Annotated in this window: 15 protein-coding genes; 5 read left to right on the top strand and 10 right to left on the bottom strand. The window is 70.6% G+C overall.

All coding sequences use genetic code 11. The annotated features are described in order from the left end of the window. The first annotated feature begins 72 nt into the window (after positions 1-72). Together E1287_RS15215 and E1287_RS15220 are read left to right on the top strand one after the other, a co-directional pair. On the top strand, positions 73-387 hold the full coding sequence (locus E1287_RS15215; protein ID WP_131965587.1) for a hypothetical protein: 315 nt from the start codon (positions 73-75) through the stop codon (positions 385-387). After that, positions 384-644: a hypothetical protein gene (locus tag E1287_RS15220; protein WP_131965588.1), complete on the top strand. Its 261-nt coding sequence runs from the start codon at positions 384-386 to the stop codon at positions 642-644. The genes E1287_RS15215 and E1287_RS15220 overlap by 4 nt, the downstream gene beginning before the upstream one ends. A gap of 943 nt (positions 645-1,587) precedes the next feature. Here the strand turns inward: E1287_RS15220 and E1287_RS15225 are convergent. From E1287_RS15225 to E1287_RS15250, 6 genes are all read right to left on the bottom strand, one after another. After that, positions 1,588-2,616 carry an alpha/beta hydrolase gene (locus E1287_RS15225; protein WP_131965589.1) on the bottom strand — a complete coding sequence of 343 codons (1,029 nt, stop codon included), beginning with the start codon at positions 2,614-2,616 and terminating at the stop codon, positions 1,588-1,590. Between the two features lies 1 nt (position 2,617). Then, positions 2,618-3,499 carry a nitrilase-related carbon-nitrogen hydrolase gene (locus tag E1287_RS15230; protein ID WP_347813973.1) on the bottom strand — a complete coding sequence of 294 codons (882 nt, stop codon included), beginning with the start codon at positions 3,497-3,499 and terminating at the stop codon, positions 2,618-2,620. Continuing rightward, the gene (locus E1287_RS15235; protein ID WP_131965591.1) at positions 3,496-4,194 is read right to left on the bottom strand and encodes a GNAT family N-acetyltransferase; all 699 of its coding nucleotides are present in this window, start codon (positions 4,192-4,194) and stop codon (positions 3,496-3,498) included. Before E1287_RS15235 ends, E1287_RS15230 begins: the two co-directional genes overlap by 4 nt. A 955-nt stretch (positions 4,195-5,149) precedes the next feature. Then, entirely contained in the window at positions 5,150-5,386 is a 237-nt protein-coding gene (locus E1287_RS45635) for an asparaginase (protein ID WP_243719039.1), read from the bottom strand. Positions 5,387-5,585: 199 nt separating this feature from the next. Further along, positions 5,586-10,727: a hypothetical protein gene (locus E1287_RS15245; RefSeq protein WP_131965592.1), complete on the bottom strand. Its 5,142-nt coding sequence runs from the start codon at positions 10,725-10,727 to the stop codon at positions 5,586-5,588. Positions 10,728-10,769: 42 nt separating this feature from the next. Further along, complete coding sequence (locus E1287_RS15250; protein ID WP_165969015.1) at positions 10,770-17,324, bottom strand: SpvB/TcaC N-terminal domain-containing protein; 6,555 nt, start codon at positions 17,322-17,324, stop codon at positions 10,770-10,772. Between the two features lie 298 nt (positions 17,325-17,622). On the opposite strand from E1287_RS15250, the gene E1287_RS15255 reads away from it, so the two are divergent. Both E1287_RS15255 and E1287_RS15260 read left to right on the top strand, forming a co-directional pair. After that, complete coding sequence (locus E1287_RS15255; protein WP_131965594.1) at positions 17,623-17,922, top strand: MerR family transcriptional regulator; 300 nt, start codon at positions 17,623-17,625, stop codon at positions 17,920-17,922. A 71-nt stretch (positions 17,923-17,993) separates the two neighbouring features. Beyond that, on the top strand, positions 17,994-18,215 hold the full coding sequence (locus E1287_RS15260; protein ID WP_131965595.1) for a hypothetical protein: 222 nt from the start codon (positions 17,994-17,996) through the stop codon (positions 18,213-18,215). Between the two features lie 384 nt (positions 18,216-18,599). Here the strand turns inward: E1287_RS15260 and E1287_RS15265 are convergent, their stop codons facing one another. Beyond that, positions 18,600-19,211 carry a hypothetical protein gene (locus E1287_RS15265; RefSeq protein ID WP_131965596.1) on the bottom strand — a complete coding sequence of 204 codons (612 nt, stop codon included), beginning with the start codon at positions 19,209-19,211 and terminating at the stop codon, positions 18,600-18,602. 471 nt (positions 19,212-19,682) lie between these two features. Here E1287_RS15265 and E1287_RS15270 point away from each other — a divergent pair, with 471 nt between their 5' ends. Then, a complete protein-coding gene (locus E1287_RS15270; RefSeq protein WP_207934228.1) occupies positions 19,683-20,033 on the top strand; it encodes a site-specific integrase in 351 nt (116 codons plus the stop codon). A 191-nt stretch (positions 20,034-20,224) separates the two neighbouring features. On the opposite strand, the gene E1287_RS15275 is transcribed toward E1287_RS15270, so the two are convergent. From E1287_RS15275 to E1287_RS15285, 3 genes are all read right to left on the bottom strand, one after another. Continuing rightward, the gene (locus E1287_RS15275; RefSeq protein WP_131965597.1) at positions 20,225-21,148 is read right to left on the bottom strand and encodes a formylglycine-generating enzyme family protein; all 924 of its coding nucleotides are present in this window, start codon (positions 21,146-21,148) and stop codon (positions 20,225-20,227) included. Between the two features lie 29 nt (positions 21,149-21,177). Next, complete coding sequence (locus tag E1287_RS15280) at positions 21,178-23,541, bottom strand: family 20 glycosylhydrolase (RefSeq protein ID WP_243719041.1); 2,364 nt, start codon at positions 23,539-23,541, stop codon at positions 21,178-21,180. 136 nt (positions 23,542-23,677) lie between these two features. Further along, positions 23,678-24,668 (bottom strand): aliphatic sulfonate ABC transporter substrate-binding protein (locus tag E1287_RS15285; RefSeq protein WP_347813974.1); only part of this gene is annotated, 991 nt, incomplete at its 5' end.

The raw sequence follows: 24,668 nt of genomic DNA on the forward strand, positions 1-24,668 counted from the left end.
CCAGACACGACGGCCCCGGCCGGCGCGCGAACGCCGGGGGTTCCGGGGCCTCACCGGATCGGAGGTCCGGCTATGGGCAACGTACCGCCCCCGGTCGCAGAGGGCGACGAAAGCCCGAACGACTACAGGGAGAAGCTCACGCAGTTGCGGGCCGACTACAACGGCTGGGCGTTCGCCTACTTTCCCGAGCTCAAGGCCATGGCCTGGGACGCCAGGCGCGGACTCCTCTCCATCCCCAGGGGTGGCGGCGTCGCCTGGCTCCGAGCCGCCACCGCCGAGCGGCTCCGCGAACTCATCGACGGCGTCCACCAGATCGAGGCGCAGCTCGACGCCGAGGACGCCGCACGGGCGGCCGCCGCGGACACCTCGGGGCGGTGCGTCCGGTGAGGCAGCTCGGCGAGGAGACCATCGCCCGCGCGGAGGCGACAGAGAGCGTCCCGCCCCTGCCGGAGGACAACAGCGACCTCAAGCGGATTTTCAAGGACGCGTTCCCCGGCTGGTCATTCATCTGGACCAACCGGGGACGGTGGTGGGCGACTCGACCGACGGTGGACCGCGAGGACCTCTCGCACACCGACGCCTCGGCCCTGGACGCGAACACCCCCGCCGAGCTGTGGGTCAAGTTGGAGACCACATCCCGGTGACTCCCGCGCCCCTTGGTCAAACGTGGCTGCCAGGGGCGCGGGCGGGCGGCGCGCCCCGGGTAATCCCCGTGACGTCGGGGCGCGTCGGCCCTTCAACACGGCACCCATCCCCCAGCGTGCGCGGGCGGGCATCCTCGGTCCGCCCACCCGCGCACACCCCCATCGTTCGCCCGGCCCTGGGCGACCTGACCATAGAGAGCCCCCCACATGCTGCTCACCACGATGTCCCTCAACTTCCAGTACGCGGGACGTACGGACAGCCGCGGCCGTCCCGACGACCGGTGGCCTGACCAGGTCGACATCATCCGGAAGGTCAACCCCGACCTCCTGTTCGGGCAGGAGGCGCACGGCTGGATGACCGATCCGCGCCTGCAGGCCGACGCCGAGGACGACCTGGGCATGCGCGCCCACGTCGCACCGTCCAGGTCGGGGGCGCACACCGTGTTGATGTTCCGCCCCGACGTTCTGCGGTGGCGGCAGTGGGAGACCAAGTACGCCTACGAGACCCACCACGGTTTCGGCGTCGGCGTGTTCGACATCATCGCCGACCCGGAAGTGAAGGTTCCGCTCACCGCCCTCACCGGGCACCTGATCCCCTACTCGGCGCAGAAGGCCGCCACAGAGGCGCAGCTGTGGATCGCCCGGCTCTACCGATACGGCGGGATGGGCGTGATCGGCGCCGACGTCAACTTCCAAGGTGTCGCCGACCCCGATCCGGACTGGACCATGGTTCCGCCCTACAACCGCTCCGCCCGCTGCCATCGCAGGCTCGACCCGGACGGGCCGTGGATAGGCGACACCCGCGTCGCGCGGACTCTGAACGACGGTGAACTGTTCGACGTCGCGAACCTCATCTCCGCGCATCTGGACGACCCGGCGGCGGACAAGGAGCTGTTCGCGCCGACCGGTCACAACGGCGGGGTCCGCACCGACCAGTTCTGGGTCACCCGCAATATGTGCGACGCGGTGACCGGGTACCGCCGGATCGCCACCGGGAAGGCCGGCGACCACGACGGGGTGGTCTCGACCTACGAAACCGCCGCGCTGCACCAGGCCGAGTACTTCGAGTGGGTGTGACGTGGGTGTGAGCGGCGAGCGCCGCCTGGACGACCGGGACCGCCGGGTCGACGGGCCGGACGAGAAGCTGCTGCAGGTCCTCTACTACTCCACGCCCTCGTCGCGCAACGGGTCGAACTCCGCCGTCATGACGTAAGCAGGGGGGAGCCGCGAAAGGTCCTCCGCCATGGCCGGCGCGGCGTACGGCGACACCGACTCGGGCGTGTCGGTGCCGAGGTAGTGGCGCCACCATGTGGACGTTGTTCCGCTGGTGCCACCCGGGGGTATCGACGAACCGCTTCATCGACGGGGTGGTCATCCGGTGGTCGATGACCGGGTACAGCAGGACCTGGTAGGCGGGGGACGGCCCGCCCTGGTCCCGCGCCGCCATGGCGACCGCCGCGGTAAGAGCGCCTCCGGCGCTGTTGCCGCCCAGCGCGATGCGCGCGCCGTCGACGCCGAGCGCGGACGCGTTCGCGGCCGTCCACCACAGGGCGTCGTAACAGTCCTCGAACGCGCAGGGGAACGGGTGCTCGGGGGCCAGCCGGTAGTCGACGGAGATGACGAGGACACCGGTCCGCCGGGCGATCTCGCTGCACCGCACCTCCTCGGTCTCCAGCCCGCCGGTTACGAAGCCGCCACCATGGAAGAAGAGCAGCGCGGGGCCGGGCTCCGGGCGTCCCCGTGCGGCGTAGATCCGCACCGGGATGTCCGGGGACCCCTCGCGTGCCGGGATGACGCGGTCGGTGACGACCAGGCCGTCGTCCGGGCCGGGCGCGGCGCGCATGGTCTTGGCGATCTTGAGCGCGCGTTCCAGCGCAGCGCGCGCCTGCTGCGGCCGGCCGTAGTCGAGGTCTGGCTGGAGCGCGGCGAGGCGGGCGAGCTGAGGATCGATCCCCTCGGGCACGGGCAGCATCTCAGGACCTCCTTCGCTGATGGTTTCGGCGGACGGGTTCGCGGCCGTCGGGGCGGCGGCCCGGCGGCCGCCGTCCTCCAGGGCGACGGTGGGACGGCGATCGGAGAACGCCGGGATCTGCGCGCGCCCGGCTGACGGCGCCCGGGTCGAGCGCGCCGGTGAGCGCCCTGGGCCATCGCCACGACGCGGCCGTGACACGGCCCCAAGGATCTACGGCCATGCTCTCGCCGCCGACCTCGACCTGGCGCTGGTATCCGATGGCGTTGCAGGCCAGCAGGTGGACCTGGTTCTCCAGGGCGCGCGCGGGCACTAGGAGCCGCCAGTGCGCGATCCGGTCCGCCCGCCATGTGGCGGTGACGAGGACGAGCTCGGCACCGTCCTCGGCCAGCATCCGGAGGATCTCCGGGAAGCTCAGGTCATAGCAGGTGACGATGCCGATCCGGCCGATCTCGGTCTCCTGCACCCGCACGCTGTTCCCCGGTTCCAGCAGGTCTGCTTCCTTTGCACCGGATCCGCAGAGGTGGAGTTTGCGGTGGGTGTGCACCAGCCGATCGTCCGGTGCGAACAGCAGGCTGGTGTTGTACAGCCGCCCGTCCGGGTCGCGTTCAACCATGCTTTCGGCGTGCAGGTGGACGCCCGTCGTTCGCGCCGCGGCGCCCAGCGCTCGCACCGTCGGCCCGTCGAGGTCCTCCGCGGTCCGCGCGTAGTCGTCGATGGCGAGATACCCGGTCGGCCACCGCTCCGGAAGGACGACAAAGGCCCTGCCCCGAGGCACGCTCACCATGTCGCACGCCGTGTGCACCCGCGATGTGAGGTCCTGCCGGTATTCGATCGCCGGTTGAAGGAGAACGGCGTCGACGGTGCCCGCACCAGGCGATTTCAACGGATCCTGCTCACGAGGAGGAAAGCGTCCAGTGGCCCGAGCGCCCCGCGGAACATCTCGTCGAGATCCGGGTCCCCCGTTGTGGGCAGTTCTCCGTAGAGTTCGTCCAGCGTGTCGTAGGCGTTGCGGAGCATCAGCGTGGACGGCTCAAGAAGGTCCAGTTGCCCCAGCCAGGTGCCGAGGTTGATTCCGCATAGCTGGACCTCTGCAGGCGTGGGGATTCCGGGATTCGGGAACATCACGGCGTCATTGACGATTCCGCGCATCAGCCGGAAGAAGATCGGGCTTTCGGTGCGGGCGGCCAGGAAGACCGGCGAGTCGCCCGCGCACCGCGGCAGCGCGCCGTTCGCGATCCGGTCGCGCAACAGCGCGCGCATGGTGCCCCTGGACTGGTGCGAGGGCACCATGCCGGTGGAATCGAGGTAGACGATGATGTGCTCGTCGAAACGGAGCACGTGATAGCCGGTCCAGCCGACGAGGGTGCCCATGTCGTCGCAGACGAACACGAACTCGGCCAGGCGCTCCAGGTATCCTTCCCTGCTCCGCTGCGCCCAGTAGGGCGTCATGTCGGCGCCGAATGACTGGCTCGTTACGGGGATCAGGGCCTCATAGACGCGGCGATGCGCGGACAGGGTGAGAATCCGTCCGGGATTCTCCACGACGTACGCGGTGAGGCCCTCGTCAAGGCTTGTCACGTGGCGGCGGGCCAGAACCCGACCGCGCTCTGCAGGGCGAACGTGCCGGTCGCGGCGAGGCCAACGGGGCCTGCGGTGATCCCCTCTGGCATCATCCGGCTGAATCGGCCGCGTCGTACGCCCCTGGATGGATGGCGCCAGATCAGACGACTCGGGTGGGCGTCGGTGCGACGTGCCGGTACAAGCACCAGACAGACCCTGGCGTCGTACCGATTCCGACGATGCGCAAGTTGAGCGGAGTGAGTGCGACGATGACCGCCGCCGGATACCGTCCCAGATCGCACCGCGTCGCGTGCTGGTGGTTCCAAGTCCGACTTCCCTGGTCGTCCCTTCTCCTGTGCCCAGCAAACGGCTCACAGGGCTTACGCCGAGCCCCGGTTGCTCGTGCCAGACCATCCGCTCCTCGGCCTCACTACGCCAAGCTTGCTCACAAAGTTCGGTGGTGGAAGGGGGATGGGTCCTCATCCACCGGTCATGGCGTCCCCGCCCGCCTTCTCGTGGCACTGCGCCGAGTCCGTGCGGACCTTGTTCAGTCAGCTCCCGGTTCTGCCGGGTGAGGGCCTTGTTCTCCTCGCGCAGCTCGGTGTTGGCCGTTGCGATCTCGGCGGCCTTGGCGGCCACCTTGTCCCGTTCGTCCTTGAAGTAGGCCTCCGAGGTCTGCGCGCGGGCGACTCGCCCCTCGGCGTCGGCGTCGGCGTCGGCGCGATCGTGGGCCCGCTAGTGCGAAGGGTCGGTCCGACGACCCGGTAGTGATCAAGCATGTCCGAACGGAACGGCGGGGCGGTGACCCTGCATGAACTGGCCACCCTCACCTGTACTCACGGTTTGTGTTCAACTAGTCGCCTTGGGGAGTCAGATAGGGAAGGCGTCGCACCCCCGCGGCAGCCCAGCCCCACAGAAAGGCGCTCCCGTTCATGGCAGATCCACAAAACTCCACCCCTGGCAGTTGCGGCGATCAAGTCGCCCTGACCAACGGCAGCTTCGAGCAGCCGGTGGTCGGCCAGGGCGAAATGGACTTCGTCCACGACGTCACGTTCCCTCGACGTGGAAGTCCTCGCCCGAGTGGTTGCCGGGCGGCGAGCGCGAGCAGTTCGCCGTCCAGGTCGAGCCCGGCCCGCAGCATCGCGACGGCCTGCATCGGCTTGTTCGCCGAGCGCGGGAAGATCGGCACGTCCGGGTTCCCGGCGCGCACCGCGACCGTCCCGTCAGCGGCGAACCGGCCGCCGCCCCGCGATGCCGCGACTCCACAAACCCGGACCGTTCCACCTCGACGAGCACAGGATTGCTCTCCACCGCTCCCCCTCCTCCGCGTTCCGCTGCCTCCATCGTCAACTACCCGGCTCAGGCGAAGGAACCGACCCCGACGGTTACAGAGGGTGAAGATTCGCCCGTCAGACGGGCCAGGACGGGCGGGTGGCGGTGTAGGTGAGGACGAAGACCAGGTCGTCGACCTCGGCGACGGCGAAGCGGTCGGCCAGCGCCTTGAGTTTGAGCTCCCAGGTGCCGGCGTGGGCCTGGCCGCGGATCGCGCGCCAGGCGGTGGCGTTGGTGCGGCGGGAGCTGAGGACGCCGTCGACGGAGGTGGACGCGGCCCCGCCCAGGGCGTTCGCGCCCGAGGACGGAGTGAAGCGCAGCTCCAGGCCGGTGAACTCCTCACGGACGCCGCCCGCGAGGGAGATGTAGAGGAGCAGGTCGGTGACGCGGGGGGCGGTGAGGTTGGGCGCGAAGTCGCCGGGTCCGGTCTGCCAGCGGACGGTCAGGGGCTCGGGCTGCTCGTCCGGATTGTGCAGGGCGTACCACAGGTCGGGGAACTCGTTGCGGAGGCTGAACGCGCGGTCCAGGCTCACCGAGCTGGGGAGCCGGTCGACGACCTGACGGCGGTAGGCGGGGCTGTGCAGCGCCTCGTAGTCGATGGTCACGATCACGTCGGAGATCGTCGAGTAGTCGAAGGGATTCGCGGCTTTCGGCAGTTCCAGCCGCCACAGCGCGTCCACTCCGCTGCCCTCGAAGGGCAGCAGCATGCCCGCGTCCTGGTCTGGGGCGAGCTCGAACAGGCCGCCGGCGTCGGTGGTGGCCGTGTAGGCGATGGTATCGGGGTCGCGGCGCACGGTGACCGTCCGGAAGCCGGTCTCGTCGCCGATGACGGTACGGGACACGCCAGAGGAGCTGAGGGTCGCCCGGATCCCGCGCGTGGGCGGCACGAGCGCGATGGTGGCGACCCGTACACGTTTGACCAAGCGCAGGTAGTGGCCGGGGAACTCCTCGTCGAACAGCCGCTCGGGGGTGCCGAACACCAGGACGCCGGTCTCGCGGAACCGTTCGAAGGCCACGGGGTCGAGCTGGGCGAGAGAGATGTTGCGGCTGAGCTGGAGCCGCCTGCGATCGCCCAGGAAGGACCGCTGGTCGAGGTCGACCAGGTCGGCCAGCAGCCGGGCGGCGCCGGTGAGGCCGCGCCGGTCCGGCCCGCCGGTGAACTCCCAGTAGTCGCCACGAATGATCATCGCGGGCGGTTCCTGGCGTTCGAAGGCCAGCTGGTCCTGGGCGAGCCGGGCGATCGCGGTGGCCTGCTGGAGCAGTGACCGGTAGACGTCGGTGAGCACCTGGCTCATGAACTCGTAGAGCTCGGCGCCGGTGAACTTGTTGTGCAGGAAGTCCACCGTCTCCGCGGCGTGCGACAGCTGGGTCCGCGCGATCGCCAGTTCGGTCTCGGCGATGCCCACCCGGTCCCGGGCGATCGCCTGCTGGGCGCCCGCGATGCGCTGGTCCTGTTTGGCCAGGTCGAGCTGGAACCGGCGTTCCTTGCGCTTCTCCACGATCGAGCTGATGCCGCCGATGAGGGAGCCGACGCCGGACGCTCCGGCCAGCAGCGGGTTCTGTTTCCTCGCCAGGCCCGCGGCGACCGCCAGCCCCGCGCCGCCGATCGCCGCGATGACCTCGAAGGCGGTGTCGCGCGGGTTGAGCAGGTCCTCGAGGTGGGCGATCTGGAGGTCGACGCGGTCGGCCTGGAGCCCGGCGAGGTCGAGGCCGTGCACCGCCTCGGTGACACCGAGCTCGCGCAGGGCGACGTTCTGGTCGCCGAGTTCGAGGTTCTGGACGGCGTTGAGCCGGGTGTACTCCTCGGCGTCGAACTTCTCCAGTGCCGACAGCATGGCGGCCTCGGCGCCCGCGGCGTACTGGGTCAGTTCCTTGGCGCGGGCGACCAGCACCGAGTAGCGGTACGGGGTGGGCTGCCGGGGCGCGATCGCCGACGCGTCGGCGCGCAGGCGTTCCAGGCCGGCGATGTTCAGTCCCTGCCGCAGCTTGGCGAGATCACCCTTGATCCGGTCGTCGAGGGCGATGACGATCGGATCCTTCTTGCCGAAGATGTTCTCCTTGTCGGTCGTCCAGGCGTCCCAGGTGACCGCGGGGTCCAGGAGCTCGGCCGCCGTCTCGTACAGGCCGCGGGCCCGGGCTCGGGAGTCGTCGGAGTCGCGGGTGAACTCGGCGTCGGCGAACTCGACCAGGCAGCGGGCGATGAGGGTGACCACGAACCGGCTGAGCGCACCACGCCGGCTGCGGGCGATCTCGAACGGGCTGAGCCCGGGCAGCCCCGGCACGGGCAGGTCGGCGGGCCTGGGGTAGGAGGAGGTGAGGCTCATGTCGAAGGTCAGCCCGTGGTAGATCTTGCGCGGGCTGAGGGTCGTGGGCGCGGGCAGCGGCAGGTGGAAGGCGTAGACGGTCTTCAGCCAGTCCAGCGCCGCCAGGTGCTCGCCGGACCGCTGCAGGTGCTCGGCCATCAGGACGGGCACGAAGAACAGCGGCTCCTGCAGATGGCCGGCGACCGTGTACGGGTCGCCGGTGTCGACCGGCGACGTCGGCGTCGGGCTCAGCAGTTTGCGGCTGAGCGTCTGCCGGTCGGCCAGTTGCTGGTCGGTCAGCTGGTCGGTGATCTTGAACGAGGTGTTCTCGAGGTCGGCCGGGAGCGGGATCGTGCCGTCGTCGCGCAGGTGCCGCAGGTAGGCGGCGGCCTCCTGGCGGGCCTGCGCGGGGGTGATCCGGGTACGGCCGCGCAGCAGCGCGACCAGGGCGGTGAAGTGCGGTGTCGGGTTGGGGATCGGCGGCAGCCCGGTCGGGCGGAGCGCGGGTCGCAGCAGCCGCTCGGGGTAGGCCAGGGCCTGTCCGGCGGCCCGGTAGGTCTCGTGCGCGCCCCACCAGGCCCATTCGGTGTCGAACCCGGGCTTGCCGTACGCCACGGTCGTTCCCGCCGGGGTCGTCAGGCCGGCCACCAGCTGCCACGCCGCGGCCGGGTGCGCGAACGCCCCGGTGGAGGTCTGCACGGTGAACCGCGCGAACCCGGAGGTACGGACGCCGAAGAGCGCTCCCTGCAGGGTCTCGATCGCCTGCTGGACCCGGCTGGTCCGGACGCTCGGCGCGGCCGCCAGGTCGATCAGCAACCCGGTCGCCTTGGGCAGGTTCCTGGTCTTCAGCGTGTCCGGGGTGATCGCCTGCGCGGCGGCGGCGAGCGCGTCCCGCAGCCCGGGCAGGGCGTCGCCCTCGGCGTCGTCGACGACCGTGGCGAGGGCGTCGACGACGGTCTGCCGTTCGGCCGCGCGTGAGCGCAGCGTGCTCAGCCAGGCCCGGCGGGCGGCCGGGTCGGCGCGCCAGGGCGGCAGGTCGACCGGGGCGTCGGTCACCGCGGGGAAGAGCGCGGGGTCGAGGCTGACGCCGATGTCGGGCCGCTGTTCCTGGTCCCGCCACGCCGGGTAGCGGCCGATCTTGCGGACCTGGGTGAGGATCGCGATGACCGCCGTCCAGTCGGCCTCGGTGAGCGTGGCGGCGGTGGCGAGCTGCCGGGACCGGATCAGCTGGGTCAGCGCGGCGGGCGTGAGCCGGGCCCGGTCCAGCGCTCCGGTGAGGTCCCGCCCCTGTTCGAAGCCCGCGGTGAGCTCGGCGAGGGCGGTGCTCCCGCCGGGCAGGAAGGCCGCGACGACGGCGTCGAAGCCCGCCAGCGGGGTGCTCTTGGTCTTGCGCAGGTCGTCGATCTCCTTGGCGAGGGCGGCGACCTCGGCGAGCCGCTCGGTCCGGCGCGACTTGGCGGGGCCGTCCTTCAGGTCGGCGTCCACCAGCAGGTCGGGGTCGATGACCGGCACCGGCACGTCCCCGAAGACGCGGGCGGAGTCGTCCTGCTGCTTCCAGCGTGCCCGCAGCCCGTCGAGCTGGGCGACCAGCAGCCGCGATGCCGCCGGGGGACGGTTGATCAGGATGTCCTGGGTGGTGTCCACCAGCCCGAAGGTCTCCTCCACCCTCTCCTCGAACCCGGCGGCGGCGATGTCGGCGTCGGTGAACAGCAGCATGTCCAGGGGGTTGGGCGCGGCGGGCTGGTCGGCGGGCGGGAGGACGACACCGAGGCGTTCGGCGAGGGCCTCCTGTGCCGGGCGGTCGCCGCGCGCCCTGCGCAGTTCGTCGGCGGAGACACCGAGGCCGGCGAGCAGCGCACCGTACGCCTCGGTGCGGTAGGCGATCTCGGCGGAGGCGGGCAGGACCGCCGCGGCGGCGGTCAGGTAGCGGCGCAGGACCTCGACGGCGACGCGGACCTGCCGTACGGGCGCGACCGCCACGTCCATGTTGGAGTGGTCGATGAGCTGGGCGTACCTCTGGAAGAACACCGCGCCCAGCAACTGGGCGTCGAGCATCTTGGGCGGGGAGGCCGGTGCGGCCACGACCCGTTTGGCGGCGAAGACCTGGAGGTCTTCCAGGTAGTCGGCGGCACCGAACACGTCGAGTTCGTCATGGGGCTTGAATCCCTGGACGGCGTGCAGCGTGACGGCGGTGGCGGCGGAGACGTTGCCCTGCTGATCGGTGGCGGTGACCTTCACGGTGTGGTCGCCGAGCGCCACTTTGACCGCGGAGGTGCTCGTGCTCGCGCCGGTCGTCCAGGTCCGGTTCTTGCCGGAGCCGCCGAGGACGGCCTGGCGGGCGGGGCCGTTGTCCACGGTGAAGGTCACCGCGGTGACCGTGCTGAAGTCGTCGACCGCCGTGCCCTTGATCTCGAAGAACGCGGTCGGCGGGGTGGCCGTGGCGTCCACGGTCCGGGTCATCTGGACCGGCGTGGTCAGGTTGACCACCGGCGGGGTGCGGTCGACGGTCAGCGTGAGCGTCGCCTGGGAGGTGGTGGTGTCGTCGGTGCGCTGGGGGTCGGGCCCCGGCGCGGTGACCCTCGCGGTGATCGTCAACGTGTTCCCGACCACGCCCGTGACGTCCACCGGCCCCAGAGACCACTGCGTCCACGGGGTGGTGGACGGGCCGTTGGCGGTCGCGCGTACGAACGGGCCGTTGCCGAGCTTTACGTCCACGGACTGGATCGACTGCGGTGAGGACGTCAGCGGACCGGTCTGGGGCGTGCCGTCCGTCCCGGTGGTGGTGGTCTGCTTCTTGCAGTCGGCGGTTCCGGCGACCGTGATCTGGGCGTTGCGGTAGACCCCGTCCGTCGTGGTGATGGGGGTGATCGCGACGTTCGGGAAGAACTCGGTCGTCTGCCCGGCGATGGCGGCCATGGCGCTTCTCCTGGAGGTCGGGACGAGAGGTCAGACGAGAGGTCAGTAGCCCTGGGGCTGGAGCGGGCGGATCACGCCGCCGGAGTCGTCGAAGTAGCCGTCGGGCACGATGAGGAACGGGATGGTGAGGGCCGGGGCCCGGCCGAGCACCCCGGAGCCGAAGGTCTCGGCGCTCTGCAGGAACAGCTCGACGCTCTTGCCGAACGCGAAGATCTCGAACATGTCCTCGACCGCCACGCGCGGGACATTGCCGGTGGACGGGTCCCCGGTCGGGACGCGCACGCGTCCAACGCTCGGGCTGGTCAGCACGCACGAGGGGTTGCCCGGATACCAGTTCCCGCGAAGGATGGTGTCGAAGTCCCGGATGAGATCGTCGTACTCGGTGATCATGTCCATCATCCGCGGCGCCTGCGGGCAGCCCCAGTCCTTCGCGGTGCTCGCCATGTCGTTGAGGGTCCTCTCCTGCTCCAGGCACGCGTCCGACATGTACTCGTAGGCGGTCTCGATCGACAAGGGGATGTTCGTGCCGACCAGCCTCATGTGGAACAGCTCGCAGTAGTCGCCGCACGTCCGCTCGGTGAGCTTCTTCATGAGGTCGAAGTCGTCGTAGAGCCGCTCGCAGCGCCAGATGTTCAGCCGCGTGCTCCGTATGCCCGACGTCCACCAGGGCAGGACGTGGAGCAGGTCCTTCCGCGTGCTCGCGGAGGTCTCTTCGGGTTCCTCCGCGGGGGTCACCATCGGTTCCACCGGCCTGGGCACCTGGGGAGATTTGGTCGGCTTCTGTTCGCTGTAGTCGCGCGGGATCGTCACGCAGCTTTGGGCGAGCGGGTCGCAGCCCGGGGCGTCCTCTTCCTCCGGGGGCGGCTCCGCACAGCTCTGCGCCGTCGGATCGCAGTCGCCTTCCAGGTCGTCGGCCTCACCGGACTGGGTGCCCCCCGGGTCGTTCAGCCGGAGCGGGTTGGCGCGGGCGTAGGCGTAGAGGTTCAGCCCGTCCACCGGGCCCGCCGGGTCGGCGGAGACCCAGCGCCCGAGCCACGGCGCGTAGTAGCGGGCGCCGTGGTAGGCCAGGCCGCTCTCCTCATCGCGTTCCCGGCCGGTGAAGCGGTAGCGCTTGCGGGTGTAGGACCCGAAGGACGTCTCCCCGTACGGCGTGAACTCCTCGCGGTTCAGCAGGCCGCCCGTCCCGTCCACGACGACCTGCGAGGAACCCAGGTGATCGGGAAGGTGGAACTTCACCGCGGGTGTGCCGTCGTCGGGGAACGGCGTGCCCGTCCTGATCTCGGCCACCCGGTCGCTTCCGTCGGTCAGGTGGAGGGTGGTGTTCTCGATCCGCTCCGACACCGTGGTGGTGTAGGAGTGCTCGAACACGCCGCCTATGTAGACGGTCACCTCTACGCGGCCGCGTTTGCGCACGACCTTCTTCACTCTCCGTCCGGAGCCGTCGTAGAGGTAGTGGGCGTGAACGGTCGGTTCGGCGTCGTCGGCTTGGTCGCGGAAGACCTTCAACCGGCAGGCGTGGTCCCATTCGAAGTGGCGGGAAAGGCCCTCGGTCAGGGTGTTTCCCGCCGCGTCGTGGGTGTGGTCGAAGGTGGTGGAGCCGAAGGCCATGGACGTCAGCCGGTTTCCGTCCAGGGCGACGGTGCGGGTCGTCGCGCCGTTCGCGGTCTGGTGGCGCAGCAGGATGAGACTGCCTTCGGAGTCGTAGGTGTACTGCTGGGTGTAGGCGCGGGCACGGGTGACGTCGGTGCCGCGCGGGCCCGCGTCGAAGGGGGCGGGCGGCACCGTGTCGGTCTCCCGGCCGGTGGCCGTGATCAGCCGGTACAGCGGGTCGTAGGTGAAGCGGCGGTTCAGCGCGTCGGGCCCGGCGGCCGTGCCGGGGATGCCGCAGCCCGGCGTCCGGTCATCGATGCCGATCACGTTCCCGGCCAGGTCGTAGCGGTAGGTCATGTCCTGGAGCGGGACGCCGGCGGCCTGGGGCCGGGCGCTGACGCACCGGACCAGCCGGAAGGTGGCCGGGTCATAGGAGCGGCGCGTCTCGACTCCGTTGCCGTAGCCGATGAGCAGGCGCTGTCCCCGGGCGTTGTACTCGATGTGCCCGATGAGCGGCTCGCCGTCCAGCGCCATGGCCGCCAGCGCGCCCGACCGGTCGTAGGAGAAGGTCTGCTCGCGGCGGCGTCCCTCGGCGTCCTCCGGATGGGTCAGGGAGGTGGGCCGGTTCATCGCGTCGTATCGAAGCGAGCTCCGGTACGTCCGGGGCTCGAGCCGTGCGGGCTCGTCCCAGTCGACCCGGAAGGCGGGGACCCGCCAGTCCGGCGGCGGAGGGTCGAAGACCGCGAGGATGTCGGTGTCGGCGATGACGCTACGGGTGGTCTCAAGGGGATTGCCCTTGAAGTCGTAGGCGTCCACGGTGACGAGCCCGGCCTCGTCGTAGTGCTGGATCAGCCGTCCGCGCCGGTTGTCTTCTATGGGGCTGTCGGCCTCCCCATAGACGTACTTCTCGCGCAAGGTGAGCCGCTCCCCTTGGGCGTCCCTCGCCCAGATGCGCAGCGGCCGGGTCGTCACGTCGTAGCCCCGCAGCACCAGGGCGCCCCGGCCGTCGCTGCTCTCCACCGTGTTCCCGATGGCGTCGTAGACCGTGCGGGTCACGCCGGTGTCGATGTTCTGCGTGCGCAGCACCTGGCCGGCCAGGTCGTACACGTAGACCATGGCCTTACGGCCCAGGGTGTCGGTGCGGCTGATCGTCCTGCCGAGGATGTCGTAGGTCGCGGTGGCCGTCAGGGCCTGCTGCGGGCCGCTCCTGGCGACCGTCCGCACCGTCCGGCCCAGGGCGTCCACCTCGATGCTCGCCGGGGTGTTCCAGTGGTGGCTGTGGCCGGTCAGCGAGGGATGGGTCCGCCCGCCGTTGTCGGCGGCGTCGTAGGTGTAGACCTCCCAGGGGGTCGGTGTGAAGGCGTCCGGGTCGCCGAGGTCGCGGGGCACCCCGTACACGATGCGTTGCTCGGCGCCGTCGGCGAAGACCGTACGGGTCACCCGGTCCAGGAGGTCGTAGTGGAATTCCGTCCGCGCACCGTCCACAGTTCGTCCGTCGTAGTCGAACCCGGCGCCGAAGTACGGTTCGTACGTCTCGCGCACGCGTCCCTTCGCGTCGTAGACCTTCCGGCCGCTGACGATGACCTCCGCGCCGTCGCCGGCGGCCTGGGCGCGGCTCTGCAGGGGACGGCCGAAACCGTCGAAGTAGTCGGCCGTCTCGATGACCGGGGAATCGGCGGCGTCGGTGGCGTGCCTGACCCGCTGGATCGTGCGGATGCCGACCGGGCTGCCCCGTTCGGCGAAGGCCATCGGGTCCTGGACGTAGCGGATGCCGGGCGCTTCGGGCGTGTCACCGGCGGCCGCACCCGGCCCGCCCATGACGGCCACGGTCTCCAGCAGGCCGAGGGGCGCGTACGTCACCACCGTACGGTCGCCGTTGGGCCCGATGATCTCGCGAGGGCGCATGTACCGGTAGTCGGGGACGCACCGGGAGGCGAGACCGGACGGGTCGGTGATGGACACCGGCACCAGTCCGTACTGGTCGTAGACGACCTGCGTCTCGCGGCCGAGCGCGTCCTTGATCCCGGTACGGAGCCCCCGTTCGTCGTAGCGGTATCGGGCGGTCACCGCGTAGAGGCCGTGCTCACCCTGGATGTATCCGGCGCCCGCGGGCAGCAGGTCCCGGAACTCCTGTGGGTGGTCGGCGCCGAAGTCCGGGCCGGTGAGATAGGACGGAGTCTGCGCCCCGTAGGCGTCCTGAAGGATCTGGTCGGTGAGGACGAGGCACTCCGTCCGGGTCAGCAGACCCCGGTCGCCCAGCTCGCCCAGGGGGAGTCCCGCGTAGTCGGCGCCGTCGTAAAAGTTCCGGGTGTCCCCCACGACCCGGTGGGCGCCGGTCAGCTCCGACAGCGGCTGCGAACCGTCGTTGACCAGCTCGCTGACGACCGTACGGGCGACCCTGCCGGTCAGATAGCGCTCGGCGTCGTCGCGGCCGGCGTACTCGGTGACGGTGCGTGTGGCCAGATACGGCTTGCCGGGCGGGCCCGCCACCCGATGGTCGCGGCCGCGCGGCACGGCGATCTGCGTGGCCGACAGTTGGTTGCCGTAGGCGTCGTAGTCCGGTGTGAAGGTGAAGCGGGTGCGCGGCTCGTCGCCGCGTTCCCACTGGGTCGTCCGCTGGGCCACCCGGTGCGGGAAGAAGATCGCGCCGCCCGGATCCGGGCCGCCGGGCTCGGGCCGTACGGCATAAGCCTGCTCGGTCACGCTGAAGGGCCGGTCGTCGCCGTCCAGGCCGTACACCTCCGCGCGCAGCGCGCTGCCCCTCAGCGCCCGGAGCGCGTCGCGGCCTTCCGCGGCCGGGGGCGGGAACGCCGCCGGATCCTTCGGCCAGTACTCGTGGTCGAGACGCGTATCGGTCCCGATGTGGAACCACGTGCGGGTCTCCACCGGCGCCACGCCCGCGGCCGCGGAGTCCCTGCGGTCGACCCTGGCGAAGCCGCGGAACTCCCGCTCGTGCCCGTCCCAGTACCCGTGGTGGTAGGAGTAGGCGGCGGTGAACCTGCTCCCGGTGAGCTGGTCGATGGTCTCGACGGAAGCCACGACCTGCACGGGGAACGGCAGGGACGTCCTCCAGCGGGTCGCGGGGCTCTTCGCGTCCGCCACGAGGAAGTGGGTGGACGGCTTGTAGCCGACCCGGGTGAGCGCGCCCAGTCCGTTGCGGATCTCCGACAGCAGGTAGGGCTTGGCGCCGCCGGTCAGGTCGAGAAAGTGCATGCCCGTCCCGCCGGCGCCGGGCTCGGTGGACCACAGGACGCCCGCCGTGCCGGTGCCCAGCAGGTCGGTCAGCCGGACGTCGTCCCGGTCGGTCGTGGACGGCGTTCCGCGCACCACGACGGGTTCGGCGAACCGCTCACCGCTCTGGTTGATCAGGACGGTGATCGACCCGTCCGCCACGTACAGCAGGTCGGCGCGGCCGTCTCCGTCGACGTCGCCCAGCAGCACCCGCCGGGGGTCGAAGTCCCGGGGCAGGCGCGGGGCACCGAGCATCCGGATCCGCCCGCCCCAGTTCCCGTGGCCGAGGTTGGGCCAGTAGTCGACGGCGCCGTCGGTCACCAGGACGATGTCGGTGAGGCCGTCGCCGGTCATGTCGGCGGTCTTGACGCGCGGGTCGGCGAACGACACGTCGGGGAACTCCGCCGGGCCCCGGCGCGGCACCCTCCGGGTCCGGCCCCAGCCCCGCACAGGGTCGTTGAAGAAACACTCGAACCGCGCCCCGGACCGGAGCGCGTCGGTCACGCCGTCGCCGGTCAGGTCGATCAGGCGTACCTCGGGGTCGTCGAGCGCGAACCCCGGCGCCTGTTCGTAGGGCCGGAACGGGGCGAAGGCGCCGGTGTGGCCCAGCGGGAAGTAGCCCGCCCGCTCGCCCGAGACCATCAGGTCGGCGCGTCCATCGCCGTCGGCGTCGAGGATCTGGACACCGGGATCGCCGAGACGCGCGCCGGGGGCGGAGGGGAACGAACGCGGCCGGTCGAACCGGCCGTCCCCGCGGTTGCGCCAGAACCGGGCGGTGCCGGCCAGTTCGATCACGTCGGGCAGGCCGTCGCCGGTGATGTCGACCATCTCGAGTTCCGGCCGGGCCAGCGAGCCGGGCGGGAACGCGGCCCCCTCGACCCGGCGGAAGCGGCGTCCGGCCGGAGCGAACGGGGTGTAGGAGAACTCCGCGGGCGGCAGCGCCTGGATGCGTGTCCCGTCCTTGCCGACGGACCGGACGCTTCGCAACAGTGAGACGCCGTTGCCGCCGAGATCGTTGGAATATCCCAGCTCGTAGACCCGGACGGTGTCGCCCAGCACCGTGGTCCGGATCTGCGCGCAGCGCTTGGCCGTTCTGATCTCGAATCCGCAGCGGTAGGCGGAGAACGCGTCGGGCCGGTCCTCGTAGGAGAACTCCACCGACGCCAGGAACTGCGGTGCCGCACGATCGCCGTGGTCGGCGTACCTGATCTCGCGGAGGTAGCGCATGCCCTGGTCGGGCGGGTCATAGCGGTACTCGATCCGGTTGCCGGCCGGATCGGTGGTGTGCGAGAGCAGCCACGCGAAGATCTTCGCCGGGTCCTTGGGGTCGGCGACGACGTCGGCGTAGGTGCTGACGAGCCCGTCGCGCCCGTGCACCCGCCAGAAGCCGGCGTGGCGTTCGATCCGCGCGAACAGCCCCTCCGTGCGGGGCCGGTACCGGTGGACGCCGCCCGTGCCGCCGGGCGCCGGCACCAGGTCCTCGGCGCCGGACAGCACGAACACGTCCGAGCCGTCGTAGCGGGGGACGCCCCGGTCGGTACGGCGCGAGATCTGCGGGACGCTCAGGCTCCAGCCCAGCCCGTACGGCCCGTTCCCCGCCCCGGTGCTGTAGGAGAGCGCAAGGCGAGGCTGGAACCCGTCCCGGCCGGGTGGCAACTCGATCGGAACCGTATGGTTCCCGGTCCCGGTGTGGGGATCGGGTTCGAATTTCTCGCCTATCCCGCGGATCGCCCCGCCGCCCTGCGGCAGCGCCATCTCCGGCACGCCCGTCGTCATCCGGCCGCTCCCGTCAGTAGCCCCTGCCTCTGTCGTACAACAACCACGGTGCGAAGGGAGAGGGACAAGTGAAACGCGCATCGCGACAGACCGAACACGGCCAGCCATACGTCGCAGGCCAGGTCGCTCTTGATGACCGTCACCACTAGTGATAGGCCCGTCGCTGCCCAGTCCTCCTCGACATGGGCTGGGCTGGTCCGCGTGGTCGAAGACCTCTGACCCGGTGCCGGCGACCCGATGCAAGGCATGCGGAGAGCAGCTCCCCGCGGGAACGCGGTGCGCCCTGCGATGGGGGTGGGTGGCGGTTCTGTACTGCGAGCCGGTCGAGACCGGCACGGCGGGCCAGTATTGGTGCCGCCCGGAGGAGGCTGCGCAGATGGTGGGCGTGAGCACGACCACACTGCGGGACTGGGCGCAGCACGGCCTGATCACCGTAGTTCACCACCCCGGATCCCGGATCTGGCTGCACCACCTGCCGGAACTGCGCCTGCTCGCCGAGATCGTCCAGGCCCTGAAGATCCGCAGCGACGCGGAGACCAAGAACCGTGCGCTGCTGGCCGAGCACGTCACCGCGGCCCTGGACCTGGGATGGCAGTGAGCACCGCCACCGGCCCATTCGCCCGCCCTGTTCTTCAGGCCTCACTGGCGCCAGCGAGAGACGATGACCCTATGACGTACGTGATGCGAGACCATCCCGGCTGGGACACCACCGGCAAGGCGGGCCTCCGAGCGGCCAACACCCCCACCGGCGACGTCGTGCTCCTCAATGCCGCCGAATCGTCCAGCCACGGGCCCGCCATGGACACCTACCAGCCGCCTGCCCGGCGGCCGGGCACAATGCCGACGGCCTTGGCCGAAGCGCTGACCAGTATCGGCGCCGTGGGCCGATGAGCGACCCCGAGCATGTGGGACGCCATCGCCACGGCGATCATCCGGCAGGTCATTCGCGCCGACCAGGCCCGCTTGCAACATCAGCGGTCCCGCCAACAACACGGCCCCGCCATCACGACTGGCGCGGGCACCCTGCCGGACCCGGAAGACCAGGATCACCGCCTGCCCCAACCGCCACTGCGCTTGCCGATCAGCGAGCACGCGGCGGCGGCCGGGTTCCCCGACCCATCCCATGTGTGCCGACCCGTCCGCGGTGTGCGTCTGCCTGAGCCTAGCCGCAGTGACCACAGGTGATCGTTCACAACCTGCCGGAACCACCAGCCAGGCCGATCAGATCGAGCCTGTGATCTGTACCCGTCCCGGGGCTGCGCGGCGGACCTCAGGTCACCGGCGCGAAGGCGGAGTTGCACGCCGGGTGCGTTCCGCAGGGCTTGACGGTCGTTGGTCCTCGTGGCGGGGGCCTGCCCGGTTCTCCCAATCTGGAGCAGCGGTGGAGCCTGGGCCGCCGTGGCCCTCCTTGGCGGCGGTGCGTTCTGGTTCCACTCGCCCTGGTTCCACTCGTGCTGTCTCGGCTCGCCGTGCCTCTCGCACGCCGACCACCAGGAAGCGTCCTAGTGCCATCGCTGCCAGCAAGACGATGACGGCGCCGAGACCCTGGAAGAACGACAGTTGCTCGGCGATCTGACGGGTCTGGCCACCCAAAGCCGCCCCAAGGCTGATGTTCCACTGCGCGGCGATCGTGGTGCCCACGACGAACCACAGGCCGCCCAGAATGGCCAGCCAGGAACCGAACAGCGCGACAGGCCGGTTGGAACTTGCCAGCAAGATCAGCCCGCCCACACCTACGGCGATCGCCGGAAGGATGGACAGCACCAGACGGTCGGAGGTGTAGACCCATGCGTTGTCCGACCCGAACCCGAAGTTGAAGTAGGGGCCGACGAACGGAATGAGCCCGCCCCACAACGCCAGCAGCACCAGCAGCAGGCCGTTGAGCATGCCCCTGCTGCGCGGAACTTTCAACATCCCGGTCCCGCGAGTGCGCGGGGCCTGCCTCATCAAAGCCATTGGAACCCTCCCGAACAGGTCGAATTGTCCTAATTTCAGCGTCGGGCGTGCCCTACCCTCTGGATCGCTGCGCAACCGGCCCCGGCCTCGCTTTGCCGGTGTGTCCGCGCGCGGTCCTCGGGGTGCCGTCGAGATACTGAGCTGCAAGAGCGCGGTCCGGTACCGCGCGTCGGCGGGCGGAAACGTCACCGGCGCCGACGGCGCCGGGTTGTGACGGCGCGTTAACGGCTCTGTCGCTCTCTCGGTGGTGACGGACGGTGAGGCCTATCCGAGGACGATGCGCTGGCCTAGCAGACGAAAGCCCGCCCGACATCCATCTGCCTCTTGATCAGCTTAAGAAGCTACGTGGAATCTGGCGGTGGGCGTCGGCTCGGCCTGGCGCCCCGGCGGACGAAACTGCCGTTGATCCCCACCGAACAGCAATGGAACGCCGTCCTGGCGGTCGCGGCCGAAGAGCAGATTCGTAACCGCGTCATGCTGGCCCTGGCCTACGACGCCGCGCTGCGGCGCGAGGACCTATGCTCGCTGCGCACCGCCGACCTGGATCCCGCGCATCGCATCCTGCGGATCAGGGCGGAGACCACCAAGACCGTTGGAACGGGTGGTGCCGTACTCGGCGGCGACCGGTGTGCTGTTGTCGAGCTACCTGGCGTACCGGGCCACGATCAGCCGGGCCCGAAAGCGGTTCTTCCTGCCATCAGCTCTGGTCACAATGTAGGGCCTCGGCGTGCGTCGGCAACACCCTGTTCGTAGCCAGGGCAGCTGCGACGACTCGCTCGCACGATCCTCGACCGGTTCCGTTCCGCCACCGCGGCAGCCGCCAACTGTCGCTGGGAACTAGCGCCAACTACCGCTGGGAATCCGGCGCGATCAGCCCGGTCACGGAGCACTATCAACGCCAACTATCGCTGGGTGTCACAGCTGTGTGACGCCCAGGATGGATGTCAGGCGGGTGCGGCGCAGCGGAAGCCGGTGTTGGCGGTGCTGGAGTCGGAAGTGTTGCCGGTCCGGGCGGCGACGCGGTAGCGGTTGCAGTAGGAGTCGTGGCAGAGGTAGGAGCCGCCGCGCATGGCGCGGGTGTCGCCGATGCCGCTGAACGGGTCGGCGCACCATTCCCAGACGTTGCCGACGGTGTTGTAGAGGCCGTAGGCGTTGGGCCGGTAGGAGTCGGCGGCGACGGTGCCGGGACGGCCGTCGTGCCGGTGGGGGAAGCTGCCGCGCCAGATGTTGCAGCGGATCTGCCCGCGCGGGTGGAGGTCGTTGCCCCACGGGTAGGTGGCCTGGTCGAGGCCGCCGCGGGCCGCGTACTCCCATTCGGCCTCGGTCGGCAGGCGCTTGCCGGCCCATTCGGTGTAGGCGGCGGCGTCGTTCCAGGAGACGTGCACGACGGGATGTTTCTGGCGTTGTCGAACATCGCTGCCGGGGCCTTCGGGCCGGTTCCAGACGGCCCCTTTCACGGCACGCCACCACGGCGTCCCGGAGGGGGCCGGGGCCGAGTGTGAGAGGTCCGGGGGCAGCAGCCCCTGGAAGACGTAGGACCAGCCGTACCGTGCGGCCTCTGTCCGGTACCCGGTCGCCTTGACGAACCTGGCGAACTGGGCGTTGGTGACGGCGAACGGGTCGATGCGGAACGGCTCGACGCGCACTCGGCGGACGGGGCCCTCGCCGTCCAGCGGGTTGGCGTCGGGGCCCTCGTTGCCCATCTGGAACGTGCCGCCCGGCAGCAGGATCATCCCCTCCCCGTACGGGGCGGACCGCCGCGCGCCGGCGGGCCGGGACGGCGGGCGGGCGGCGGGCGGCGAGAGCGCGTGGGCGCCGCCGCGCGAGGCCGCGCAGCAGGCCGGAGTGCTGGGGTCGGGTGTGGTCATGAGTGGTCCAGGTCCTCCCGCACCCGGGTTCAGGAAACGGTGACGGTCAAGGTCGCCTCGACGGGTTCACCGCCGGACGGCCGGGCGGTGAGCGTCGCGGTCCGCGTCCCCGGCGTGCCGAACGTCCGGTTCGACACGGCGGTGAACGTGCTGTTCGCCCGCATGTCGGGGATGCTGGCGCGCCGCTCGGCGGTCAGGGTGACGTCCTCGCGGACGCCGTCGTCCCAGGTGATGGTACCGGTGAGGTCGCCGGCGGCCGGTGCGGTGACCGTCCAGGTCGCGCCCGCGGGCGAGCCCGCCGGGACGGTCTTGTCGGTGCCGGTCGCGGCCGTCGGCCAGGGGACGCTGGCGGTGGGGAAGAAGTTGACGCCCTCGACCGTCAGCCGTCCGCCGAGCGCGGCGAGGCGGCGCGTGAAGTCCGGGTAGTCGCGCTGGGCCTGCGGGGTCCAGCCCACTTCGGCGGTGGCGATGAGGCGTGGGTAGCTGTAGTACTGCGCCTGGGGGAGCCGCCGGATGAACTCGCCCCACAGGGCCGACTCGACGCCGAGGACGCTCGTCTCCTGGATGCCGGGGACGAACGTGCCGGGGTCCCAGCCGTAGTGCCGGTCGAGGCCGCACACGCCGCCGCACGCCCACGTGCCGCCCTGCGGCTGCCGGGAGTCCTGCTTCTGTGGGACGTAGGTGTTCGCGGCAGGGGACAGGATCACCTTGGCGCCCCTGGACGTGACGGCCTCGGCGACGGAGGTCCGGTTCCCATTCCAGAACTGCACGACGGCGTTGTCCTGCGGCAGTGCCGTGCCCGCGGCCTCGTTCCAGGCGACGACCGTCTTGCCCAGCCCGTTCACCTGGCCGGTAAAGGCGTTGATCATCTTGGTGTAGTTGGCGTGGCCGGTGCTGTGCGACTCGTCCCCGCCGATGTGCAGGTACGGGCCGGGTGTCATCTCCGCTATCTCGGTGAGGACGTGCTTGGTGAACTCGTAGGTGGCCGGGTTCGCGGCGTCCAACGAGGAGTACCCGACGTTCGGGGTGCCGTTGGCCGGAACGGTCGGCTGCCCCGGTTCCGGCTGCGGCCCCGACCCCTCGCTGTTGAGCTGCGGGATGGCGTGCAGCGCGGCGTTGGTGTGGCCGGGCATGTCGATCTCTGGGATCACGGCCATCCCGTTGGCACCCGCGTACCGGACGATCTCGGCGTAGTCGGCCTTGGTGTAGTAGCCGGTGAGGCCCAGCTCGGTGCCCATCTGCTGCCCCGCGGAGTTGTAGGTCATCGCGGTGCCGCCGGACACCGATGTGAGCCGCCCGTAGTCGATGCCGGACGGGTTGTCCGCCGGGTCGCCGATCGCGATCCGCCAGCCCTGGTCGTCGCTCAGATGCAGATGCAGCCGGTTGATCTTGAACTGGGCGGCGGTGTCGATGTACTTCTTGACCTCGTTCACCGGGTAGAAGCTGCGGGCGACGTCGAGCATCATGCCGCGATGCGCGAACCGGGGGTGGTCGCTGATCCGGACGGGCGGCACCGTCCACTCGGCGTTGACTTTCGTCCGCGACTCCACCCACTGCGGGAAGAGCTGGCGGAGCGTCTGCACGCCGTTCAGCGCGCCGTTGGCGGTCGCGGCCCTGATGGTGATCTCCGCGGCGTTGGCGGCGAGGACGTAGCCCTCGGGGCGTCCCGCCGGTCCGAGGCCGGCGCCGACCTGGATGACGATCGGTTTCGGCCCGGTCTTGGCGGACACGACGGGCAGCCGGTACCCGGTGGAGCGCCGCAGCACCTGCGCGAGCCGGCCCGCGGGCGCCCTGGCGCCGGCGCCGAGCGCGGCGATGGAGGTGGCGGGGTCGAGCCGGTACCTGGGCCCGCCGGTCTCGCTGACCGAGACCGGCTTCGGCACGATCCCGAGCGACTCCTGGACGGGACGGTCCCAGACCTGGAACTCCGAGATCGAGTACCCGAAGTTCGCCCAGCGCTGGTAGCCCTGCATCCGGACGTACCGCGCGGTCGCCTTGACGTCGATCTCGTCGGTGCGCGGGCAGGTGGCGCGCTGCTGCCGGGTCACGGTGGTCCAGGTGGCGCCGTCCATGGACGTCTGCACCGCGAAGTCGCGGGCGCACGCGTTCGGCCAGACCAGCGTGACGTGGTCGACCTTAGCGTCGCGGGCCAGCTTGATCTGTACCCAGTTGTCGTCGACGTACTTCGACGACCAGCGGGTCTGCGTGGAGCCGTCGTTGGCCTGGGACGCCGCGAAGGTGTCCCGGTCCAGTTCGACACTCGACGCGGAAGCCGCGCCGTTCAGTGCCAGGTTGACGGGGGCCTGCGCCGGGCCGTCGGCCTGCGCGGGCAGTGCTCCGAGAGGGGAGACGGCGGTGAGGGTGAGGACGGCCGCGGACGCGACCGCGGTCATCGGGCGACGGGGTACGGGGGTTCGGTGACGGGGCATGGGGTTGTGCCTCCTCCGCGGGGATGCGGGACCAGGCCGGCGGGGCACCGGCCGTGGCGCGGGGTCCGGCCGGGCGCACGCGCCGGTCGGACCCCGAGCTTCACTTGCCGCCGGCGCCGGTGTAGAGGCCGGCGGTGTAGTAGCCGGACGGGTCCGGCGAGGACGAGAGCTTGCCCATCGCGACGAAGATGTCGGTCAGGCCCTTGAACCAGCCGTTCACCGTCCCGTCCGCGGAGAGCTTCGCGAGCTCCGCCGAGGTGAATGTCTTGGTGACCGACGAGGAGCCCTTGAGCTGCGCGGGCGGTACCTTCAGGAACTCGGCCGCCGTGGTCTCGGCCTCGGCGGTGTTGCCGTGCACCCAGTCGTTGGCCTGCTGCAGCACCTTGATGACCTTGCGCACGGTCGCGGAGTCGTCCCGGACGACCTGGTTGCGGGCGACGAACGAGCTGGGGAACGACATCGCCGGGTAGAAGTCGGCGTTCTTCGACAGCTCGACCAGGTCGGGCGTGCGCTTCTTGATCGTGTCGATCAGCGGGTACCAGATGGCGGCCGCGTCCACCTTGCCGGACGAGAACGCCGTGACGACGGTGCTCGGATCCATCGGCACCTTCTGCGCGTCCTTGCCGGTCATTTGGGCCTTCTTCAGCGCGAGCTGGAGCAGCATGTCGCCGGACGTGCCCTCCGGCACGGCCACCTTCTTCCCGCGCAGCCCCGCGACGTCCCTGATCCCGGACTTGGGGGTGGCGATGATCCGGTCCGCCTGGCCGAGCATGTTGACCGCGACGATCTTGGCCTTGCCGGACGCGGGCGGCCAGGTCGCGCCCGGCCCGATGTAGCCGAAGTCGAAGTCGCCCGCGCCGAGCGCCTGGATCTGCAGTGGGCCGTTGGTGAAGACCTTCAGCTCCGGGTCGAGGCCGGCCTTCTTCCACAGGCCGAGCTTGTCGGCGGCGGCGAGCGCGGCGGCGCCCGCGAAGTCGGCCGTGTACCCGAACTTGACGGTCTTGCCGCCGCCGTCGTCCCCGCCGCAGGCCGCGGCGAGCGGGATCAGCAGGAGTGACACGGCCAGGATGCGCAACGATCTCATGGGGCGG

It is taken from the genome of Actinomadura sp. KC06 (assembly GCF_004348735.1).
Classification (GTDB): domain Bacteria; phylum Actinomycetota; class Actinomycetes; order Streptosporangiales; family Streptosporangiaceae; genus Spirillospora.